We start from the raw sequence: 18,329 nt of genomic DNA on the forward strand, positions 1-18,329 counted from the left end.
TAAATAAATTACTCTATGAACTATTCTCTTTCCCGATCCCTTCGGGTTTCCTTGCTCCTCATTGCCTCAGTCTTTTGCCCGACAATAACCCTAGCGGAGCATCACCAGCCCAATATTATTTTCATTCTAGTTGACGACCTCGGCTGGGGAGACCTAGGCGTCTTTTATCAAAACGACCGCAAGCAAGGCCGCAAACATGCTACGCCGAAGCTCGATCAGTTTGCCGCAGAGGGCATGCAATTACGCCAGCACTATTGCCCAGCGCCGGTCTGCGCCCCGTCTCGTGCATCTCTCCTTTCAGGGCGACACCAGGGGCATGAGCCTATTCGGGACAACCAATTTGATAAAGCCCTGGCCGACTCCCACAATCTGGGGACCGTTCTCAAGCAAGCGGGTTACCGCACCGCCTTGGTCGGTAAATATGGTCTGCCTGGAGGGGATCGTGAAACGTACGATCGGGACCAATGGGTAGCCTATCCCACCCTTCGGGGATTCGACGAATTTTTCGGGTACGTAAAACACCGCGATGGCCACACTCAATACCCGGGCAACGACTATCCCCGAGGCGACTCGGAGCTACACCGCAAAGGCAAACCCGTCTTTCACAACGAACAGCGTCTGGATAAGGAATTGGCTGGCTCCTACACTACGGACTTGTTCACCGCGTTTGCTAAGAAATGGATTGCAGAGCACCGAGAGGCCAAACCTGAACAACCCTTCTTCATGTATTTGGCACACAGCACTCCTCACGCTGCCTTGCATGTTCCTTCCACATCGTACCCAGAAGGTGGAGGCATCGAGGGCGGTGTGCAATGGATCGGCAAAGCCGGAAAAATGATCAATACCATCGGGGATACAATTGATTCCTGGGTTCACCCGGACTATGCCAAGCAGGACTGGACTGAGCAGGAGAAGCGCTTCGCCACCATGGTTCGTCGAATTGACTCTTCGGTAGCCGACGTGATTCAAACCCTGAAGGATCTCGGCATCGATGACGATACGCTGGTGGTGTTTACCAGCGACAATGGCCCGCATCGCGAAAGCTACATCGAAGGTCTTACCTACAAAGCCAGCTCCTTCGATTCCTTCGGACCTTTCCACGGCATCAAACGAGATGTACTGGAAGGGGGTATACGCATGCCGACTCTGGTTCGTTGGCCTGGACGTATTCCAGCACAATCCATCAACTCCACCCCTTCCCAATTTCATGATTGGCTGCCTACTCTGGCCAACGTATCGGGCCTGGCAGCGCCAGCCATTTCCGATGGCGTTTCCCTCCTCCCGTTTCTATCTGGCGAAGGGACCGCTCGCGAGAGTACTGTATACGTAGAGTACCTGAACACTCGCAATACCCCCGCTTATGCTGAGTTTGATCCGTACCACCAGGATCGAGTGCGCCAGCAAATGCAGGTTGTATTCGTTGACGGATACAAAGGAATCCGTACAGGCATTGAAAGCCACGCGGATGATTTTATGATTTTCGATGTCGGAAACGACGTGCGTGAAAGCATGGATCTTTCAGGAAGCAATGAGTACTTCACCACACTCCAACAGCGGATGAAGGATCGAGTGCTGCGAATTCGTCGACCAAGTGAAGGCGCCCCTCGTCCTTACGACAATGCTCCCATCCCCGGAATCGATACAGATCGGAATATAAACCGTGTAGAATGGAAAACCTACCAAGGCCCCTTTAACTGGGTTCCTCAAACCTTTGGCCTCGAAGTAGCAAAAAGTGGATCATCGCCCAATATAGATGTTTCCAATCTGGATATTGATAAAGGAGCGGTAGCAGAGTTCAAAGGCTTGCTAACCATCGAAGCTTTAGGAGAATACAAATTCAACGTTGAGTCAGATGGTGGGGCTATTCTTCGTCTACACGATGCAGTAGTAGTCGACAATGAATCGGTTGCCAATGGCATCCGCGCAACCCAAGGAAAGGCGCTTTTAGAGAAAGGGACGCATCCCTATACATTGACCTATCTTCGAGGTTCAGAGCAGATAGCAAAGCTGTCATTTTCTCATTCGAAGTAAACCGAATCTCCAACGAGGTTCGCCCATTTGGCCATTTCCGAGCCTCAAGTTAATGGCAAGAATCGTATAATCACCGAGAGTGAATTAGATCAGGCACTTAGCAATGCGGTTGCAAGTGATCACGTGTCTGTGATTCGTGTGATACTTTACAAACATGCACGCAGTCCAGCACTGCTTCGCCTAGAAGCAGCATTGGCAGCCAAAGCTTAAAGTAAAGATTTTCTACCATCCGAATCAAATCGTTGAGTATCGTCTACGATTTTAAATCGTCAGACGTCCTCATAGAAAAACACTTGAAAAACTTAAGAAAGATTATGGGTGAGATACTTCCAATTGGAAAATTTGACGACAGTAAAGTATCCCTGACACAAGCCATTGACTTGACGATCAACTGTCATTCCGCACCAGCAAGATATTTAAGAATCTAGATGCAAAATCCTGCCTGAGCTAACATGAACTTAGGCGGTTGGTGTACCACAGAACCGTTCGTTAAATTCAATTTAACTTGCAACCTTATTACCGACAGATACTTAGAAGATGGCGGAGAGAGAGGGATTCGAACCCCCGGTACCTTTCGGTACAACGGTTTTCAAGACCGCCGCATTCGACCACTCTGCCATCTCTCCGTAGTTAGGTCTGGATTCGAAAGGCATAGGCACAGAATCCCGACTGTCAACGCTCCGTTTTAGATAATCCGACACCAACAAAGTATTTCAGGAAACCAACGATTTCCAATGGCAGAAACCCTTCCCATCTCCCGAAATCGGGATGTGGTTATTTTGACCCGGCTGGTGCCCCGCTTGATTATTCAAGTATTAGTATCAAGGTTTCAGATCTTGAGTCGTGCACCACTCGACCAGCCTGACGGCTTTATCAATGGAGTCCTACTTTCGTCCATTGCGGTATCCCTGAAAAATATTGATACCGATCAGCGGTTCGGCACCGACTTGCCTACAAATACTCAGAAAAACTTGCAGACCCATGCGATTTGCATTCTCCGCTTGAAGCTCATCTTTCCGCTCTTCCGTCAATTGATCGAGATATGATGGATATCAAAAATTCGCATAAGCGTTGTGGTAAGGAAATTCCCTGTCCCGAAGAGACACCAGATGACCACCGGGATACCTCAGGTTGTTAATTACGGAATCAATCAGAGCCTGGATCTCCTCACCATCCTGCCAGCTACCAATACCCTCGTGCGAATAAACGACATTGGCTCCGACCAGCAACGGTCCGTATTGCCCGCCTGAAGGGGTCCCGATATCAATCACCAAATCGGCCGCGGAAACGGTCAACGGTGAAAAAGCTCCCATCAACAAACGCAAGCAAAGTGTCAGGCACGATTAAGAGAATGCAGTTTCATGAGAGATCGAGTGATGCTTATGGAGCATTTTTATGGCAGCGAGGTTTTCGTCCGCCATGCCGCAAAACAGGTACGGCTAGAGATATACCTACTCCGTGTGCCATTCGACCAGATGGATGCGGTCAAGGCATACCCGAAACCGATGAAATAAACCCGCTGGCGACCAAGACGTCTCATTACCATAGCGGCCGGAACATTCGACACGGCCGTTCCCCACTATCATTCCGGTCAAGGGCACGGTCGCCCATTGGGGCGACGGAGCGAGCTCCTTACCCAGAAAACCGTCAACAAAAAACGAACAAGGGGGAAGTCGACATGGAGAGTGCATTACATATCGACAGGATCCAGACATTTCTAGGAAGGCAAGCGAGAGACAATAGTCCCCAGTAGTGAGGCCTAAAGAAATTTTAGCGAATCAATTGTGAGCGCGATCAGCCCTCAAGAACGGATCCAATCCGATCCATCTAAAGTGCCTAGACCGATCAACACGAGGCAATGAACATGCGACTGTTCGTGCCCTTCTCCCCTACCAAGACTTGATACCTCTTGCCACATCGAGGACAGCATCCCACATAAGCCTTTTTTTCGTCGTTCAGGTACAAGCGACCATACGTTTGGCAGTTTACGTATCGAACTCCAAGAAAGGGCTTTCCCTTTTCAGTCGTACGATATGAAACACTCAAAGCCATCTATAGATACTATAGTTCAGAATCGGCAACCGCGTATTCGTACTGACTAGATAGGACCTCCATTGATCCAATAAGCGAGATCCAATCCTCGTCATTGCGACCATAGGGCTCCCAGCACTCCGTTACGGAGGCGTGACCGGACTTTTGCCACATAAGCATGCAGTACTCCAATCCAGGACCTCCATCACTACGATTCTCACATCCTGTCAACAGGTTTTCGTCAAGAATCTCGAATACTGGATGGCTCGTCTCAACTTCTGCCTGCAAAACATTAACCTGCGGCGACGGATCTCCGTTCATTCCCAAACTCATGTATTCCCAAATCGTTTCCCGGTAACGGGCGACCGTGAGAATATTGACTTCACCTCCGAAGGCGACGGAATAAACTTTTTCAGGTCCGGTTACAGGAATGTGGATCAAACTCACATAATCCCCTCCTATTCGGCTTGTCCGACTGGGTCCCGGAGCAAACGAAAGGAGCGTCGAAAGATAGCGATCGATTTCCGTATTCATATTTAAAGCACTTTTAACTTAAGAGTTGAGCAATCGCAAGGCGAGGCGGGGAAGATCATTGGCTTGCTGCAGCATTGATGTGCTCGCCTCAGTCAAAATTTGGTTCTTCGCTAGTCGCGTCGTCTCGACTGCAACGTCGACGTCCCGAATCCGAGAGTTCGCCGCGCTAAGATTCTCTTCTTGGACTTGCAATTGAGCTTCCACCAAACCGAGACGCGACAAGTCAGCCCCAACATTCGCTCGTTCGTCGGCTAATTGCTCGATCGCACTATTGATCTTCGAAATAGCCGATGGGCTGTCCATATTAAGGCCAGGCTGAGATCCATCGACAGAATTATCCCAAAGAAGATCTGACATCGCTCCGCCAATTCGTCTTAAATTGATTTCGCTCACTTCCATGGTTTGGGATCCCGTCGTGCCCACTACAATCGTCATGTCCGCTCGAGCCCCAAATAGAACGATTCCATTAAAGCTTCCTGAAGGATCCGTACTGCCCATATTCCAGTTTGGGTCGCCGTCGGTTCCATTGTCTCCGTTTCCGATTACGTCCCTAAGGTGCTCCTTTAGCTTCTCGAACTCAGTATTGTACAGAGCCTGATCGCCGGCCGACTTGGTAACATCTTGCGCTAAAACGGACAGCTCACTCATTCGATTGAGCACATCATTCATGGAACTTAAAAATCCGTCTGCAGTCTGGGTCAGTGAAACCGCATTCTGTATATTGACTCGAGCTGCTTCAATCCGCGACCCTTGAGCCAACATTTTCTCAGAGTTCGACAATCCTGCGACGTCATCTGACGGCTGCACAATTTTACTCCCAGTACTCAATCGCGCGATCGAGCGATTCATCGCAGCGTGACTTTTTTGCAAGGTGGAAGTTGCTTCCACCGCATTTTGATTTGTATTAATGACCATATTACGACCTCTTCCTTGGTTTTCTAGAAACGTTCGGACCTTAACTAAAACGCGTCTTGTCTTTTTCCTGATTCTGACTCGCCAGCTTTTGGGCAAGTCCTGAAAGTTTTGGAACCGCCGTAGAACTCACAGCAGGAGCAACTGATTCGCGATTCGTCGCGGAAACCTCTTCCACGAGCTCTTTTCGAATGATTGGCACCGATCGCGGAGCGTCGATTCCGATCTTAACAACATCTCCGTCGATCCGTGTTATTCGAATTTCGATGTTGTCGGCGATTACAATCGCCTCGTTTACCTTCCTGGATAAAATGAGCATGGCTGTTTCCTTCCTGGTTTTAGCCGTTAGCGTTGCTTGAGAGAATAGGATGTTTCGTAGAGTACTTCATGTAGTTCGAAACAATCACTTGCTTGCCCACTTGAGAATTTCGATTCATCACGATCGGACCAACAAGGTTGGCGGTTGCTGACTCGAGATTCTCTTCACCGCGTATCGTAACAATGTTAAGGACCAAAGCATCGTCGAAAGAAGTGATGCCCAACTCTTCCGCGTCGTCGTCCGCTATTTCAATCTCGTAGTCAGTCAGAAACTGTGCCGGTTCCAATACGACGAAACCCAGCTCATGTTTCTTCGTCGAGCGTATCCACATAAATGGGAGCTCTTCCGTATTCACGATTAACTCGAATTCGTTTTCATCCGGAAATCCGACTAAACCTTTAGTGAGCCGAAACTCCATCGGCTTAACCCAGACGTCCTTGCTCTTTTGGGATTCCGTAACTATTTTCATGACTATTAAAACTTTAACTGCTCACTCTTAGATGTAATTGAGGAGAGACGAATTAAGGACCCGTCCCGCACTCTGTAGAGAGGCCTGATAAGCATTCTGAACCTGGGTTAGTCTCACAATCGTCTGAGAAAGATCTACATCTGCTTCAGATGATATGTTCTCCTCCAGATCCGTATACCGTTGCTGGTTCAAATTGATGTCGAACTCGATTCTCAACTGGACGGAGCCCTGACGGCTGAGGGCGAAAATCAAGTCATCCTCCGATATTTCCAGATCTGCGCGAATCGTCTCGTTGACCGCATTTAGACTACCGCTCTCCATCGCGTCTCTCAATGTGACCATTCTATTGATAAAGTCCGCAAACTGCTGATTTGTTGAAGCGTCGGTAAATGGCGCTACCTTGCCGGATTCGGAGAGGTGGAATTCCGGCCCTTCACTCGCACCGGTATAGGTAACCGCTGGACCTGCTCCCGCCCCATCGGGGGCTTGAATTTTGCCTGATGCGTCTAAATTTACTGCGAAGGGTTCCGATCCACTTGCGGTTCCTCCAAAAATGTATTCACCATTGAACTTCGCATTCGCTCCGCGAACGGCCTGCTCAATCATTTCGTCGAGTTCTTCCGCATAAGCTTTTAAACCCGCTTCACCTTGCAAGTCATTTGCCAGAACCGCGATCTCATTCACGCGATCGGATATTTTGACGAAGTTCTGCAATTGGGAAATAGTAGTATTGTTTATGTTCTGGGCCCGGGATGCGTTTTTGGAGAACTGGGCAATTTTCTCCTTCTCCTCCTGCATGTTGAGGATACGGTTGCTCGCAGCCGAATCGTCAGAGATTTTAGTGATGCGTTGCCCGCTGACAGCCTGTGTCTGCAACGTATTCATCTGCTTCGTTATGTGCTGCAGATGATTCAAAAGCGTATCGGGATAGGTGTTATTTGTGACTCTCATGGCAGGGATAGAATGGATTTTCGAAGCTCATCACTAGATCAGACGGTTGATGATAACATCCAGCATTTCGTCGATCGCGCGAATGTGCCTACCGGTTGCTTCAAACGCTCTTTGATACTTCATCATATCCGTCATTTCTTCATCGATGGAAACACCCGAAACAGAATCCTGCTGTACTTTTAGCAGCTTCAGAACGATTCCTTCGTCTTCTAAGCGAGAATCGACGGTAGAAACTTTCTGAGCTAAATCGGAGATCGTCGACCGATAGAATCCGCTAAAGGAACGGTCACCCAAATTTGAGATCTGGGAGCTATCAAGTTCGGCGATCGCTAAAATAAGGGAGTTGTCACCCAGTTCCTGAGCGGCGGCATTCGTGGTGCGAAGATTAAGCACATCGAGCGACGTTTCGAGCGAGATGCCTCGAGCTGTTTTTTCCGCTGGATCTCCGGTATCGGTAAAGAAATTCGTGTTTCCTGGAGCGGTTCCCGCATTGTAAAGATCGTTCAATTGCCCCACGAGTTCGGATGCGAGTTGATCGAGGGAATTCATGAATCCCTCAATTCCTCCATCCCGTGCGGCCATCAATCCATGGATACTTCCTCCCTTTACGAGTGCGGCATCACCAGTTCGATCAATGGAAAACGAGGGGAGTCCGGGTTGAGAGTCATCAAATGCGATTTGCTCAGATTGGCCACGATCGACAATATCGATACTTCCTGTGGGTGTGGCGATCGAGACTCTGATCTGTCCACCACTATCAGGAATGTTGGATACTTGAATTTTGACGAGCTCCGAGAGTTGTTCGAGACGGGATTGACGATTGTCACGCAAGGTTCGAGCTTGCCCCGCATTGCCTGCCTCAGAGCGAGCGATCTCAACATTGAGTCGAGCGATCTCTTCGATCAGTCGATTCGCATTTTCCAAGTCGGTTTGAGCTTCCAGTGAGATGTCTGCTTTCAATTCCTCGAACCGTTCTGAAGTAACGTTAAGCTTCTGTACTAGCATCTCAGACTTTTGCAGCAACGACTCTTTTTCCGCATCGGATGCGGGATTAGCTGAAAGAGAGTGAGACGCGTTAAAGAAGTCGTTTAACACTTCTGCCAGTCCACCGGATCCAGTCCCATCATTCGACGCCCCGTCAATAAATGCGGAATCACCCGTGCGGTTGATTTCCTGGCCCATATAGGCTTCTGCCTTACGCAGCACATCGCTCTGCGCTTCCAGAGAGCTGCTGATGCTAGACTCCCTTAAAATTTCTCGGTCAAGAATCTGATCGCGCATTTGGGTAAAGCCCAAAACCTCTACGCCAAGGCCTTGGGGGCCAACCAGCGTTTGCACTGTTCCACGATCTCCTAGTACCGCACGTTGTCGGGAATACTCGGGATTGTTCACGTTCGCAATGTTCGTGCCAGCCGTGGTCACGCCAAAGCGGTGAGCATTGAGCGCTTTCGTAGCATTGGCTAGATCTCCCAATATACTCATTTGATGTATTCGCTAGATTCTTACGCTTAGCAGCGATTCTACACAAACGTCTTGTAAGTCGCCGGAACCGTTCCCGACATACCGACATAACCTTTGCGCGAGTAGGTCTTAGAGTAATTCTCCGGCTCAGTCATGCTGAGCGCCTTTTGCGAGATTTCCATCATTCGCGAAAGGAGCAGATAGTTCTGTCGGGCCTTGCGACGAGTCCTTGTAACCATTGTATTCACCTCGTCAATCAAGGCTTCAAGCATGGGGCGGATGAAGTCAGGGAAATGTGGCAGCATGTTTCTCAGAGACAACTCTGGGTCGCAATCGTATTGGCTCGCCATCGAGCACACCTTGGATTCTCGCCTTTCCCTAAGGGTTTTCATCATGCCCATGTGTCTTTCCACATCCTCGTTGGTGAGCATCACCAAGTCCGATTCGCGGTTAAAAATTTCACTCTGCTGACGTTCCAGCAAATTGTGTAATCCCCCGTATTCCTGCACCTCTTCGCGCAGCAGGTCAACTAGCGGATCCCAATCTTTCTGTTCAAAAATACCGTTCATTATATATCTCGTTTCTGAGGCACTCCTTCGGCTCCACTGTGCAGTTGTGCTTGCAGAACTGACGATAGCCCGAGGGACGTCCCTTTGGTAATACTGGTAGCGAGCGTGTCTTTAATGATGTGGTCGTACATCGGTATCGAAGAACCTAAGAGGCCCCCTTCTCCATCTGCCGTCTTCAACGCTTCATCTAGAAACTGTCGCATTAAGATTCCCTCAAACTGTTTGGCCGCTTCATCAATCTGCTGCTGTTCACCCATTTGGCCGTCTCGCATGCTCTGTTTCCACTGCATGCTGTCGAGAGCGGTTGGGGCTGTCGTTATTGGATCCATACTTATTTGATTATGAGTTCCGCTTGAAGGGCTCCTACGCTTTTCATCTCCTGCAAAATCGACATCATTTCTCTGGTGGTCACCCCCACCGCATTCAAAGCTGAGGTCACTTGCTGAATCGTAGGAAATTCATTCACGATCTTGAATCCGCCCGACATCTCAGTCACATCGGTTTCAGTTGCGGGCGTCACTACCGTATCTCCCGCATCCCCAAATCCGTTTGGCTGGGATACATTCAAGTCATTCGAGATTGAGATCGTTAGCGCTCCATGGCTGATCGCCACGGTAGATACTCGAACCTCAGCTGTGGCGACAATGACCCCAGTACGTTCGTTAATAACCACTTTAGCGGGCGTATCCGGATTAACATTAATTGCACCAATTGATGAGATGAAATCCACTTCCCTTCCTTCATAAATCTCTGGAATCGCCACTTTCACTGCAGCTGAATCCAATGCCATCGTGCTAGCAGGGAAAATTTCGTTGATGGCTTCCGCCATTCGGGAGGCCGTATTGTAATCCGGATTGATGAGAAGCCAATTTACGTATCCACGCTCTGAGATATCCATTTGAATCTCACGCTCGACAATCGCTCCATTTGAAATCATTCCAACCGTTGGATGGTTCTTTTGCACAGTCGCACCTCCAGGTCCTGCTGTTCCTCCGATAAATCCACCGACCGCGATCTGGCCCTGTGCGACCGCATAAACTTCCTGGTCCGCACCATACAATGGTGTTTGCAGAAGGACACCTCCTTGAAGGCTTTCAGCATCTCCGATGGAAGATACGGTTACGTCAATCCGAGTACCTTCGCGAGCAAAAGGGGGTATGTCCGCAGTTATCATGACCGCTGCTACATTGTCTGAACGCAGAGTGGTCGGGTCTACTGTAAGACCAAAGTTTTTGAGAGAGTTTACCAAACTGTTGACCGTAACATCTGACGTGCTGTCACCGTCGCCCGCTAAACCGACGACCAGTCCATAGCCGACGAGCTGATTGTCCCGGCTTCCTTCAAGGGAAGCGAGATCCTTGATGCGGCCCGCATTCGAGACCGAAATCGCCAATACAGCGAAAAGTAAGAGTAAATGTGAGTATTTTAGCCTCATGTCTTTAGTTACCAAATGTTGGCTACGTTAAGAAGCTGAGCAATCCACCCTTGTTTTTGGGCCGAGGCGATTGCTCCCTTCTCGAGGAACTCGACGTGTGCACTCGCGATTTTACTAGATATAATCGTGTTGTCTTTATCGATATCATCTCGTCTTACGATTCCTCGAATTATTACGTATTGCGTTTCTCCTGACACAGAAAGTTCTCGAGCTCCTTCAATAATAAGATTCCCATTTGGCAATCTATCAATCACTAGCACTGACGCAGACGATGAAACCGACTGCGCATTAGTAATGTTTCCTCCACCGGAACTGGAAATGCCAGGACCAGAATACTCTACATTTGGATACTCTCCTCCGTTCGCAGTAGCAAATCCTGAATAGAAAAAGTTACTGATAGAAGCATTGGCTGATCCTGATTTATTGGTCGACTTGTTAACCGAACTGCTGACTGAAGAGCTTTCATCTACAACAATCGTGAGAATGTCACCGATTCTTCCTGCAGTACGGTCCGCAAAAATACTATTTTCAGGGTTTGCCTTTGAAAGCCAAAGAGATTCTCCCGCAACAACCGTTGCAGAGATCAATACAAGTCCAAAACTTAAAGCTGCTTTTTTCATATTTAGAATCCTCAATTAGAATGTTACTTGAACTCGGCCTTCGCCGATCACTTCACCCGAGAAATTTTTGTTTGATTCGAGATTGCTGAGAAAAACCATTTCGCCTCTGACACCGTCTTGCTGAGCTTTAGCCCGCATCGAGATGCCAATCATTCCTTGGTAAGCGATCACATCTACTACCTGGCCTTTTCTGACCAGCGAACGCTCGGCGAGATCGCCCCACTTTAGCGGCTGCCCAGGCCTGATATCCCGGTTGTATTCATGCTGCTGTAGCACTTCTAAAGTAGCTACCACTGCGTCTGGTTCATAGAGAAGATCGACTTGGCGTGCTTCAAAATCTGATGCCGCTGCTAACTCGCGCTCGCGCAGGTAGCGCTTCGCAAACCATACTTCGCTATAGAGGGCCGGCCTGAAGGGAATGTCCCAGTTGCCTAGAACGCCTTCTTCATTTTCAGCCTGGATTGAAAGATAAATGGTGTTTTTGGAAAGTCTACCCGGAAGGCGGGAAAGCTTAACTTCGTAGGGCTCGCTGTGATTCGACAGGTCCGGCAAAGCTCTGAGCGGAGTCAAAGTAATCTTACCGGCAGGTCGAAGATGCACATGCATTTGCCCTTCGATCGCTGTCAATAAGCTGCTTTCGGTAATAGGATAGAATGGTTTTTGAACCGTTGCTGCCAGCGGACGACCTTCCACAGCTGGAATATTCACAGCACCTTCAGGCACCTCTGTCGCAACCTCGGATTTCAACGGAACCAGTGTATTCTCCTCAGACTTGCTAACGACAAACACTGGACTGGCTTCCGCCAGAATTGGCAATGGAGCAAGTATGTCCTCCAAAGAAGCACGAATCGTTAAACTGGATACAATCAAAAATGCGGCGCAAAATGTAAATTTGATTTTCATAACACTATCGTTTAATTTGTCCAATTTGCTGCATCATTTGGTCTGACGTCTGAATGGACTTTGAATTTATTTCGTAAGCTCGCTGGGCAACGATCATATTAACCATTTCCTGAACGATGTTTACGTTTGAGTTTTCCAAGAAGCCTTGTCGGATCGTTCCAAAACTCTCAGTTCCTGGAATACCGCCCGTTGGAGTCCCGCTCGCAGTAGTTTCTCTAAAAAGGTTGCCGCCCAAGGCGGCGAGTCCCGATGGATTGTTAAAGCGAAAAAGCTGAAGTGATTCAGTGCCCACTGGTTCGGAATCTTTTAGAAACGTTATGGTGCCTCCTTCGCTCACTACGATGCTGTTCGCTTCCTGGGGGATGGTAATTCCTGGCTCAAGGGCCATGCCTTGGCTCGTTGTCAACTGCCCATTGGGACCACGCTTGAAGCCGCCATCTCTTGTGTAGAGCGTGTCTCCATTTTGATCCGTGACAGAGAAAAACCCTTCACCCACGATCGCTACGTCTAGCTCCTCATCCGTACGATTTACTTGACCTTGCGTAAAGACCTTAGATGTCGCCACAACTTGGGTACCGCTACCTACTTGAATACCAGTGGGAAGGATACTTCCTCCAGAATCTGCCCCAACCGACTTCGGCACCTGGTAAAACATATCTTGAAACTCAACTTTGCTCTTTTTGAATCCCGTCGTATTAACGTTCGCAATATTGTTGGAGATCACATTCAGATTCGTCTGTTGCGCCTCCATACCACTTGCTGCAGAATATAATGATATGCTCATGTCGTGTTTTGGTTTCTATTAAAATTGGTTTAAGTTCTAGAATCTGCCACCGAGTGTCTGGATCGCCTTACCGAGAAGCTCATCCTTTCCTCGAATAACCTGTTGATTCAGTTGAAAGGCGCGAGAGACGCTTATCATGTTAACCATCTCAGATGTGTTAGATACATTACTCTGCTCGAGAGCTCCGTGCCTGATTGTGATTTTGTCTGAATCCAAATGGTAGGGATCACCCGAAACCTTTGGATCAACCACGAATCCACCATGGGTGCGCACCATCTGTGCTGGGTCGTCAACATTACGAACCCCGATGATGGCAACCTGTTGCCCTTTCTGGCTAATCGATCCATCGGCCATACCATTGACTTCACCTCCATCAGGCAGTAGCTGGATAATCCCCCGCTCGCCATCCAAAACGTGGTAGCCTTGCTTGCTGACGAGTTCTCCTTGATCGTTTATTCTAAATTGACCATCTCGAGTGTAGATAAGTTGACCCTCTGGTGTGCGCAGTTCGAAGAAACCTTCCCCTTCGATAGCAAAATCCGTTTTAATGTCGGTGTTTTGGATGCTTCCGGTTGAAAAATCGATGCCATCCTTTCCCGCAGCCATCACTGACTCGCGGAATAGCGTCTTATCAAACGATCCTTCATACCCGATCATTCCATTCCCCTGTCCTTCAAACGAGAGGATCGCCTTCTTGTATCCCGGTGTAGAGGACTGGGCTAGATTCTGAGCGATCGCGTTATTCCAAGTTTCAAGCCCAGACATGGAAGCCGCGTTTTGATAGATACCGTTCAACATTTGGCAAATGACTTAGCAGTCGACATGCCAAAAACATAAACTACTGCTCAATAGCTATTTACGAAATAGCACTAACCGGCAGGTACTTTTTGCCCTTCTTTACCCGGCAATTCTATCCCTCAAATCCCGACTAGGCTTCGTAATTGCAGTCAATCTCAGTGACTTGACCACAAGCGCAAGTAACCACGATCTTCGTCACCCGTCCCTCTTCCGTAACGTAAGACACATTACTTCCCGATTCGCCTTCAGACTCTTCCACCAGACAGCTATCAGAGTCCTTGTCCCCCTCAGGCTCAATCCCTCGGACCGCACTTTTCGAGACGTCTTTGGACTTTTTTGGCGCTTCGCCTAGGTTCTCGCGGCCTGAAAGAAAGTTATCCATCTGAGATTATCGGTTCGCTTACTTGAACGAGGGTTGTTCGTCCTCATCAGTCTCGAGAATGTTAAAGGTTTCCGATAAAACAAGGCTTATTGATATCCGGTCGTTTGCATCCGCAGAAGGATGCATAAACGGAAGGGGCTTAGTTTCTCCAAAGGCGCTGATTTCCTCGAACTGCTCACCATCCACGCCATAGAATTCCATCATTCTCCGCGTAGAGTTTGCCCGATCGCTAGAGAGCTCCCAAGAGGTGTAGTCACTTCCACGTCCCCCGTATCCTTCAGATACATATCCGTCGACGCTTACTTTGAAATAATGCCGATGCACAAGCCAAGACATCTGCTCGATGACGAACTCTCCCCAGTCAGTATAGGTCGCCGTATTCTCCACAAAGAAAGGATGGGCATCCCGATCATACAAAGTGACTCTCAGCCCGTCTGAAGTCACCTCCAGCTCAATCGATTTTTCGGGGTCGGCGCTATCTACGTTCAAGAGTTCCATGAATGCCTGGGCCATATTCATGAGTACCTTGATATCCGAAATCTTCGCTTTGCCCTTCTTCTCCCCTTCCGTGTCATTCTGCGAATTGCCCTCTTGCGGAAGGACACCCATCGAAGCATCCAATGGAGTATTGTAGGGATCCTGGAAGAATTGGGCCATCTGAATGCGGTCCTCCTCGCTCTGGGAAGTGAGCCACAATACCATAAAGAGGGCCATCATTGCAGTTACGAAGTCCGCATATGCGACCTTCCAAGCGCCTCCATGGTGTTGATTATGTTGCTGCGACATCAGACTGTGGGGATCGGTCTATCCACTGGTGGACGACTTCAGGATGTTCTCCAGATCATCGGCATTCGGAACGAGACCTGCCTCAATACTCCGTCGAGCTAGCTCTACCGCCATAATAGGAGCGAGTCCTCGCGCAAAAGCGCCAATGGCACGAGACATGCAAATGTAGTAGCTTTCCTCGGACTCATTGTTGAACTCGATCAAGTTACAGAGAGGATTGACAAAGCCGTAAGCCGCAAAAATTCCATAGAAGGTGCCACTCAACGCAGCCGATACCTTGTATCCAATCATCATCGGTCCCTGGTCAATAACGCCCATCGTTACGATGATACCCATAACCGCCGCGATAATTCCAATACCAGGGAGCGAGTCTCCAACGAGATGGAGAACGTTAATCGGTCCGTTAGCGGCATGCTTTTTCGCATCGATCTCCGCTTTGAGAAGCGGCTCCAACTGGTCCGGCTTTATCTTGCCATCAATGATTGGACGCAAAGCCGAACACAAGAAAGTGACCTTGTCTTCGCTCCCCAAAAACTTCGGGTAATTTTGAAAAATTGAGCTCGATTCGGGGGTACTCACATGCTCGTCCAAGGCCAAAAGCCCGTTACGACGACCCAGCATGAACATTTCGTACAAGATCTTCATCAGATCCAGATAGTCATCTTTATTCGGACCACCGCCCTTCAACGCCCCTAATAACGCCCCGATTGTCTTAATCAGAACCGTTTTAGGCGCACAGATAAGCATCACTCCTAAAGTAATCCCCCCGATGGCAATTACTTCAGACAAATGAAACAGCGAGAGTGGCTTGCCGCCCGCAAGGATGAACGCAGTAAGCGTCGAAGCGATGACGACTATATATCCGATAATGATAAACATAACTCTGGATCTCCTCTATCGACTGAAATCCTGAGAGCTTAACGCTCGCTTTACGGCTCTTACTTATGCATCACACTCGTAATATAGCTTCGTAAGCTTATGATGGCCTGAGAGTGAATCTGACAAATCCGAGATTCCGTAAGGCTAAATACCTCCGCGATTTCCGCTAGTCGCATGTCTTGGAAATAGTACATGGCGAGAACCTTACGAGGAACCTCAGGCAATTGGTTGATTCTTTCGGCTACCAGCTGAGTAACTTCGTCCTTCTCCATCTTCGATGTCACCGGGACAACTCCTTCGTCAGGAATGATCTCGCTAAGGTCGGCCGAGTCTGAATCGTCACCGCCTGAATTGGACGTGTTGTCCAGTGGCAAGAAGCTGATAGGGCGGACTTCCGCCATTAAAGAATTGTACTCCTTATGAGTTAAGCCTAACTCCAACCGAATCTCTTCCTCCTCTGCAGGACGCCCTAGTTTTTGCTCAAGCTCTTCAACCGTTTTTCGAAGTTTTTTGAAATTTGTACGAGCATTCCGGGGCATCCAGTCCATCCGGCGCAATTCGTCCAGGATCGCTCCTCGTATGCGCATGGCGGCATAAGATCCAAACGACTTTTTCTGCTCTGGGTCGTATTTCTTCAGCGCACTGATCAATCCTGTGATCCCAACGCTGTGTAGGTCCTGCTCATCAATGTGAGGAGGCAAATTGATTTTTATACGAGTGACAATCGACTTAACCAAGGGAAGGTAGGTCTCGAAGAGGGCTTCCTGCTGAACCGGCGGTTTCGACGATTCATCGTTTTTCGCGTATACCTTGGCTACTTTCGCCTTGTCCATTTTAACTTCTGTTTTGGGGCTCTTAACTATCGTTTGGTTCATGGTGTTTTGTCCCTATACGGGTTTCGCTGCTTGCTCTTTAGCTTCTTGTCTATTGCGCTCTTCAGCTTCGACCATCGCCGCAACGGCGGTCTGATGCTTCTCCATGAGCATTTCCTTTACATTCCTTATCCAAATATATGCGATCCATCGGAACAGTATTCCGAGGACAACGCTGCCAATACTCGCCTGAAATAGACCCTCTGTCGGCGTCTTGCCGGAAAGTAGCGCCATTACGAATACAACGGTAAAACCGATCAGTCCTCCAAGTATAATCGCGAACTTCATGCGGTTGCCATTTCCTCGCTCTTAGAGTTTTCTACGGGTCCCCTGGGTGCATTTCTTCTCGCCGAGGCAAGTTCGCGCCCGCGAGGAAATGTCTTTTCCAGCAGATAGCTGAAAGGGTCCATTGTATAGTCGCCAGCCGGGTTGGGTCCGTAGCTAAAAAACAATGGGCAAACTGATTTTCCCAACGCGAACTTCCAGAGTTTTCCTGCCTTTCGAGTTTCATCCAAATGCGTGAATACAACGTGAGTAGCTCCCATTCGATTCCCCGCGAGCAAAGCGTCGGAAATTGATTCCGTTTCGTACGCGGCATTCACCACTAGAATTCTCTCATCCGCACCCATTTCGTCGAGCAGTTCTCGACAGCTATCCACGGCGTCAGCGTCGCCAAGATTTAGGCCTGGCAAATCGGCGTATATCGGCTTCCGGTTGGAACGCTCTTCAACTTCGTCCAACGACCGATACAACGGCGCCCCCATGATTTCACAAAAGGCTTCTAGCCCGTCTGAGGAATTCGGAACAGAACCATCGACCTTGAGAACGACCGGTTCCAGTCCATTAATAAATACGTCGGCTGACAGCGCTTTGCTCAACGCGCTGGTCTTGCCCACACCGCTAGCTCCTATAAAGGCACGGCAGTCTCCTTTGAGCTTGGAAGGTGCATCAGGAAATTGATTACGCAGCCAATCACATATACGGCTGTAAATTTCCAAGTTGGGGACTTCTCCCATCTCTCGAAATCCCAACTCGTAGCAAATGCGTTCAACCATCGAGTCATCGAACCCAACGGAACGAAGCATCGACACAGCCCGCTCCACATACTCAATGGTTCCTCGTCTTACAGGGTTTGCTGCGGATCCCAGTCTGGGACTTGCACCAGTAGCTAGACCGTCCTCTAAACTTGAAAAATAACCGTCACTGCTCACTTCCTCAGAAGCCTTGGAATACAAGCTGGCAATCGGATTCTTTGAACTGGGTTTCCTAGACTTTGCGTCCAGGTCTCCATCAGCAGGCATTTTCTTCTCAACAGATATTTCCTCCTTCGATTCACCCTCTCCAGTCGTTTTAGCTGCTCCCGGCTTTTTCTTTGTGGGCACTTCTACGACGATTTCCAAACGAGGACTCTTAAGAAATCCTGCGATGCCGTTGTTGACCTGCTGTTTAACTGCAATTACTTTAGCCGACTCTCCAAACTTCTGCTTAATCGCGTTAACCGCTTTAGAGGCATCGTCGGCGACGATTTTAAATTGTACTGTATCCGCTGACACGGTTTCGTTTTTCAGATTGGGGGTGCTCATAGCTATTTAA

General features: G+C 48.8%; 23 protein-coding genes and 1 tRNA gene. 3 read left to right on the plus strand and 21 right to left on the minus strand.

Annotated elements, in window-relative coordinates; genetic code table 11:
• Positions 1-15: 15 nt before the first annotated feature.
• The gene (locus GA004_RS16025) at positions 16-2,031 is read left to right on the plus strand and encodes a sulfatase-like hydrolase/transferase (RefSeq protein WP_283394889.1); all 2,016 of its coding nucleotides are present in this window, start codon (positions 16-18) and stop codon (positions 2,029-2,031) included.
• Between the two features lie 538 nt (positions 2,032-2,569).
• Here the strand turns inward: GA004_RS16025 and GA004_RS16030 are convergent.
• Positions 2,570-2,657: transfer RNA gene (locus GA004_RS16030), tRNA-Ser, on the minus strand.
• A 210-nt stretch (positions 2,658-2,867) separates the two neighbouring features.
• Between GA004_RS16030 and GA004_RS16035 the strand changes: the two genes are divergently transcribed.
• Positions 2,868-3,077 (plus strand): hypothetical protein, encoded by a 210-nt coding sequence (locus GA004_RS16035; protein WP_283394890.1) that lies wholly within the window; start codon positions 2,868-2,870, stop codon positions 3,075-3,077.
• A 6-nt stretch (positions 3,078-3,083) separates the two neighbouring features.
• Here GA004_RS16035 and GA004_RS16040 read toward each other — a convergent pair whose 3' ends face one another.
• Complete coding sequence (locus GA004_RS16040) at positions 3,084-3,344, minus strand: hypothetical protein (RefSeq protein WP_283394891.1); 261 nt, start codon at positions 3,342-3,344, stop codon at positions 3,084-3,086.
• 17 nt (positions 3,345-3,361) lie between these two features.
• Between GA004_RS16040 and GA004_RS16045 the strand changes: the two genes are divergently transcribed.
• The gene (locus GA004_RS16045; RefSeq protein ID WP_283394892.1) at positions 3,362-3,784 is read left to right on the plus strand and encodes a hypothetical protein; all 423 of its coding nucleotides are present in this window, start codon (positions 3,362-3,364) and stop codon (positions 3,782-3,784) included.
• A gap of 308 nt (positions 3,785-4,092) precedes the next feature.
• Here the strand turns inward: GA004_RS16045 and GA004_RS16050 are convergent, their stop codons facing one another.
• From GA004_RS16050 to GA004_RS16140, 19 genes are all read right to left on the minus strand, one after another.
• Complete coding sequence (locus GA004_RS16050) at positions 4,093-4,596, minus strand: hypothetical protein (protein WP_283394893.1); 504 nt, start codon at positions 4,594-4,596, stop codon at positions 4,093-4,095.
• 18 nt (positions 4,597-4,614) lie between these two features.
• Positions 4,615-5,511 (minus strand): flagellin, encoded by an 897-nt coding sequence (locus tag GA004_RS16055; RefSeq protein ID WP_283394894.1) that lies wholly within the window; start codon positions 5,509-5,511, stop codon positions 4,615-4,617.
• Between the two features lie 40 nt (positions 5,512-5,551).
• Positions 5,552-5,827: a carbon storage regulator CsrA gene (csrA, locus tag GA004_RS16060; protein ID WP_283394895.1), complete on the minus strand. Its 276-nt coding sequence runs from the start codon at positions 5,825-5,827 to the stop codon at positions 5,552-5,554.
• Between the two features lie 19 nt (positions 5,828-5,846).
• The gene (gene fliW / locus GA004_RS16065) at positions 5,847-6,296 is read right to left on the minus strand and encodes a flagellar assembly protein FliW (RefSeq protein WP_283394896.1); all 450 of its coding nucleotides are present in this window, start codon (positions 6,294-6,296) and stop codon (positions 5,847-5,849) included.
• 27 nt (positions 6,297-6,323) lie between these two features.
• Entirely contained in the window at positions 6,324-7,247 is a 924-nt protein-coding gene (locus GA004_RS16070; RefSeq protein WP_283394897.1) for a flagellin N-terminal helical domain-containing protein, read from the minus strand.
• 33 nt (positions 7,248-7,280) lie between these two features.
• Positions 7,281-8,729 (minus strand): flagellar hook-associated protein FlgK, encoded by a 1,449-nt coding sequence (gene flgK, locus GA004_RS16075; RefSeq protein WP_283394898.1) that lies wholly within the window; start codon positions 8,727-8,729, stop codon positions 7,281-7,283.
• Between the two features lie 38 nt (positions 8,730-8,767).
• Positions 8,768-9,277, minus strand: a complete 510-nt coding sequence (locus GA004_RS16080) for a flagellar protein FlgN (protein ID WP_283394899.1) — start codon at positions 9,275-9,277, stop codon at positions 8,768-8,770.
• The gene (locus tag GA004_RS16085) at positions 9,277-9,606 is read right to left on the minus strand and encodes a hypothetical protein (protein WP_283394900.1); all 330 of its coding nucleotides are present in this window, start codon (positions 9,604-9,606) and stop codon (positions 9,277-9,279) included. The genes GA004_RS16080 and GA004_RS16085 overlap by 1 nt, the downstream gene beginning before the upstream one ends.
• Positions 9,607-9,608: 2 nt before the next feature.
• A complete protein-coding gene (locus tag GA004_RS16090) occupies positions 9,609-10,712 on the minus strand; it encodes a flagellar basal body P-ring protein FlgI (RefSeq protein ID WP_283394901.1) in 1,104 nt (367 codons plus the stop codon).
• 8 nt (positions 10,713-10,720) lie between these two features.
• Positions 10,721-11,332 (minus strand): flagellar basal body L-ring protein FlgH, encoded by a 612-nt coding sequence (locus GA004_RS16095; protein WP_283394902.1) that lies wholly within the window; start codon positions 11,330-11,332, stop codon positions 10,721-10,723.
• A gap of 15 nt (positions 11,333-11,347) precedes the next feature.
• A complete protein-coding gene (gene flgA, locus GA004_RS16100) occupies positions 11,348-12,235 on the minus strand; it encodes a flagellar basal body P-ring formation chaperone FlgA (RefSeq protein ID WP_283394903.1) in 888 nt (295 codons plus the stop codon).
• 4 nt (positions 12,236-12,239) lie between these two features.
• Positions 12,240-13,019: a flagellar basal-body rod protein FlgG gene (gene flgG / locus GA004_RS16105; RefSeq protein ID WP_283394904.1), complete on the minus strand. Its 780-nt coding sequence runs from the start codon at positions 13,017-13,019 to the stop codon at positions 12,240-12,242.
• Between the two features lie 36 nt (positions 13,020-13,055).
• Entirely contained in the window at positions 13,056-13,817 is a 762-nt protein-coding gene (locus tag GA004_RS16110) for a flagellar hook-basal body protein (protein ID WP_283394905.1), read from the minus strand.
• A 130-nt stretch (positions 13,818-13,947) separates the two neighbouring features.
• On the minus strand, positions 13,948-14,199 hold the full coding sequence (locus tag GA004_RS16115) for a hypothetical protein (protein WP_283394906.1): 252 nt from the start codon (positions 14,197-14,199) through the stop codon (positions 13,948-13,950).
• 18 nt (positions 14,200-14,217) lie between these two features.
• Positions 14,218-14,985 carry a flagellar motor protein MotB gene (locus GA004_RS16120; RefSeq protein WP_283394907.1) on the minus strand — a complete coding sequence of 256 codons (768 nt, stop codon included), beginning with the start codon at positions 14,983-14,985 and terminating at the stop codon, positions 14,218-14,220.
• 18 nt (positions 14,986-15,003) lie between these two features.
• Positions 15,004-15,864 carry a motility-associated protein gene (locus tag GA004_RS16125; protein ID WP_283394908.1) on the minus strand — a complete coding sequence of 287 codons (861 nt, stop codon included), beginning with the start codon at positions 15,862-15,864 and terminating at the stop codon, positions 15,004-15,006.
• A 59-nt stretch (positions 15,865-15,923) separates the two neighbouring features.
• Positions 15,924-16,739 carry a sigma-70 family RNA polymerase sigma factor gene (locus GA004_RS16130; protein WP_283394909.1) on the minus strand — a complete coding sequence of 272 codons (816 nt, stop codon included), beginning with the start codon at positions 16,737-16,739 and terminating at the stop codon, positions 15,924-15,926.
• Between the two features lie 12 nt (positions 16,740-16,751).
• Entirely contained in the window at positions 16,752-17,024 is a 273-nt protein-coding gene (locus GA004_RS16135) for a hypothetical protein (RefSeq protein ID WP_283394910.1), read from the minus strand.
• Positions 17,021-18,319, minus strand: coding sequence for a hypothetical protein (locus GA004_RS16140; RefSeq protein WP_283394911.1), 1,299 nt, complete (start codon positions 18,317-18,319; stop codon positions 17,021-17,023). The genes GA004_RS16135 and GA004_RS16140 overlap by 4 nt, the downstream gene beginning before the upstream one ends.
• Between the last annotated feature and the right edge of the window lie 10 nt (positions 18,320-18,329).

The organism is Candidatus Pelagisphaera phototrophica, from assembly GCF_014529625.1.
Taxonomy (GTDB): Bacteria; Verrucomicrobiota; Verrucomicrobiia; order Opitutales; family Opitutaceae; genus Pelagisphaera; species Pelagisphaera phototrophica.

Bases quoted from the DNA above. Each gene is read 5' to 3' on its own strand.
- GA004_RS16085 (WP_283394900.1), bottom strand. From the start codon at position 9,606: ATGGATCCAATAACGACAGCCCCAACCGCTCTCGACAGCATGCAGTGG.
- GA004_RS16025 (WP_283394889.1), top strand. From the start codon at position 16: ATGAACTATTCTCTTTCCCGATCCCTTCGGGTTTCCTTGCTCCTCATT.
- fliW (WP_283394896.1), bottom strand. From the start codon at position 6,296: ATGAAAATAGTTACGGAATCCCAAAAGAGCAAGGACGTCTGGGTTAAG.
- GA004_RS16125 (WP_283394908.1), bottom strand. From the start codon at position 15,864: ATGTTTATCATTATCGGATATATAGTCGTCATCGCTTCGACGCTTACT.
- GA004_RS16070 (WP_283394897.1), bottom strand. From the start codon at position 7,247: ATGAGAGTCACAAATAACACCTATCCCGATACGCTTTTGAATCATCTG.
- GA004_RS16115 (WP_283394906.1), bottom strand. From the start codon at position 14,199: ATGGATAACTTTCTTTCAGGCCGCGAGAACCTAGGCGAAGCGCCAAAA.
- GA004_RS16140 (WP_283394911.1), bottom strand. From the start codon at position 18,319: ATGAGCACCCCCAATCTGAAAAACGAAACCGTGTCAGCGGATACAGTA.
- GA004_RS16130 (WP_283394909.1), bottom strand. From the start codon at position 16,739: ATGAACCAAACGATAGTTAAGAGCCCCAAAACAGAAGTTAAAATGGAC.
- GA004_RS16050 (WP_283394893.1), bottom strand. From the start codon at position 4,596: ATGAATACGGAAATCGATCGCTATCTTTCGACGCTCCTTTCGTTTGCT.
- csrA (WP_283394895.1), bottom strand. From the start codon at position 5,827: ATGCTCATTTTATCCAGGAAGGTAAACGAGGCGATTGTAATCGCCGAC.
- flgK (WP_283394898.1), bottom strand. From the start codon at position 8,729: ATGAGTATATTGGGAGATCTAGCCAATGCTACGAAAGCGCTCAATGCT.
- GA004_RS16090 (WP_283394901.1), bottom strand. From the start codon at position 10,712: ATGAGGCTAAAATACTCACATTTACTCTTACTTTTCGCTGTATTGGCG.
- GA004_RS16080 (WP_283394899.1), bottom strand. From the start codon at position 9,277: ATGAACGGTATTTTTGAACAGAAAGATTGGGATCCGCTAGTTGACCTG.
- GA004_RS16055 (WP_283394894.1), bottom strand. From the start codon at position 5,511: ATGGTCATTAATACAAATCAAAATGCGGTGGAAGCAACTTCCACCTTG.
- GA004_RS16040 (WP_283394891.1), bottom strand. From the start codon at position 3,344: ATGGGAGCTTTTTCACCGTTGACCGTTTCCGCGGCCGATTTGGTGATT.
- GA004_RS16135 (WP_283394910.1), bottom strand. From the start codon at position 17,024: ATGAAGTTCGCGATTATACTTGGAGGACTGATCGGTTTTACCGTTGTA.
- flgG (WP_283394904.1), bottom strand. From the start codon at position 13,019: ATGAGCATATCATTATATTCTGCAGCAAGTGGTATGGAGGCGCAACAG.
- GA004_RS16110 (WP_283394905.1), bottom strand. From the start codon at position 13,817: ATGTTGAACGGTATCTATCAAAACGCGGCTTCCATGTCTGGGCTTGAA.
- GA004_RS16095 (WP_283394902.1), bottom strand. From the start codon at position 11,332: ATGAAAAAAGCAGCTTTAAGTTTTGGACTTGTATTGATCTCTGCAACG.
- flgA (WP_283394903.1), bottom strand. From the start codon at position 12,235: ATGAAAATCAAATTTACATTTTGCGCCGCATTTTTGATTGTATCCAGT.
- GA004_RS16120 (WP_283394907.1), bottom strand. From the start codon at position 14,985: ATGTCGCAGCAACATAATCAACACCATGGAGGCGCTTGGAAGGTCGCA.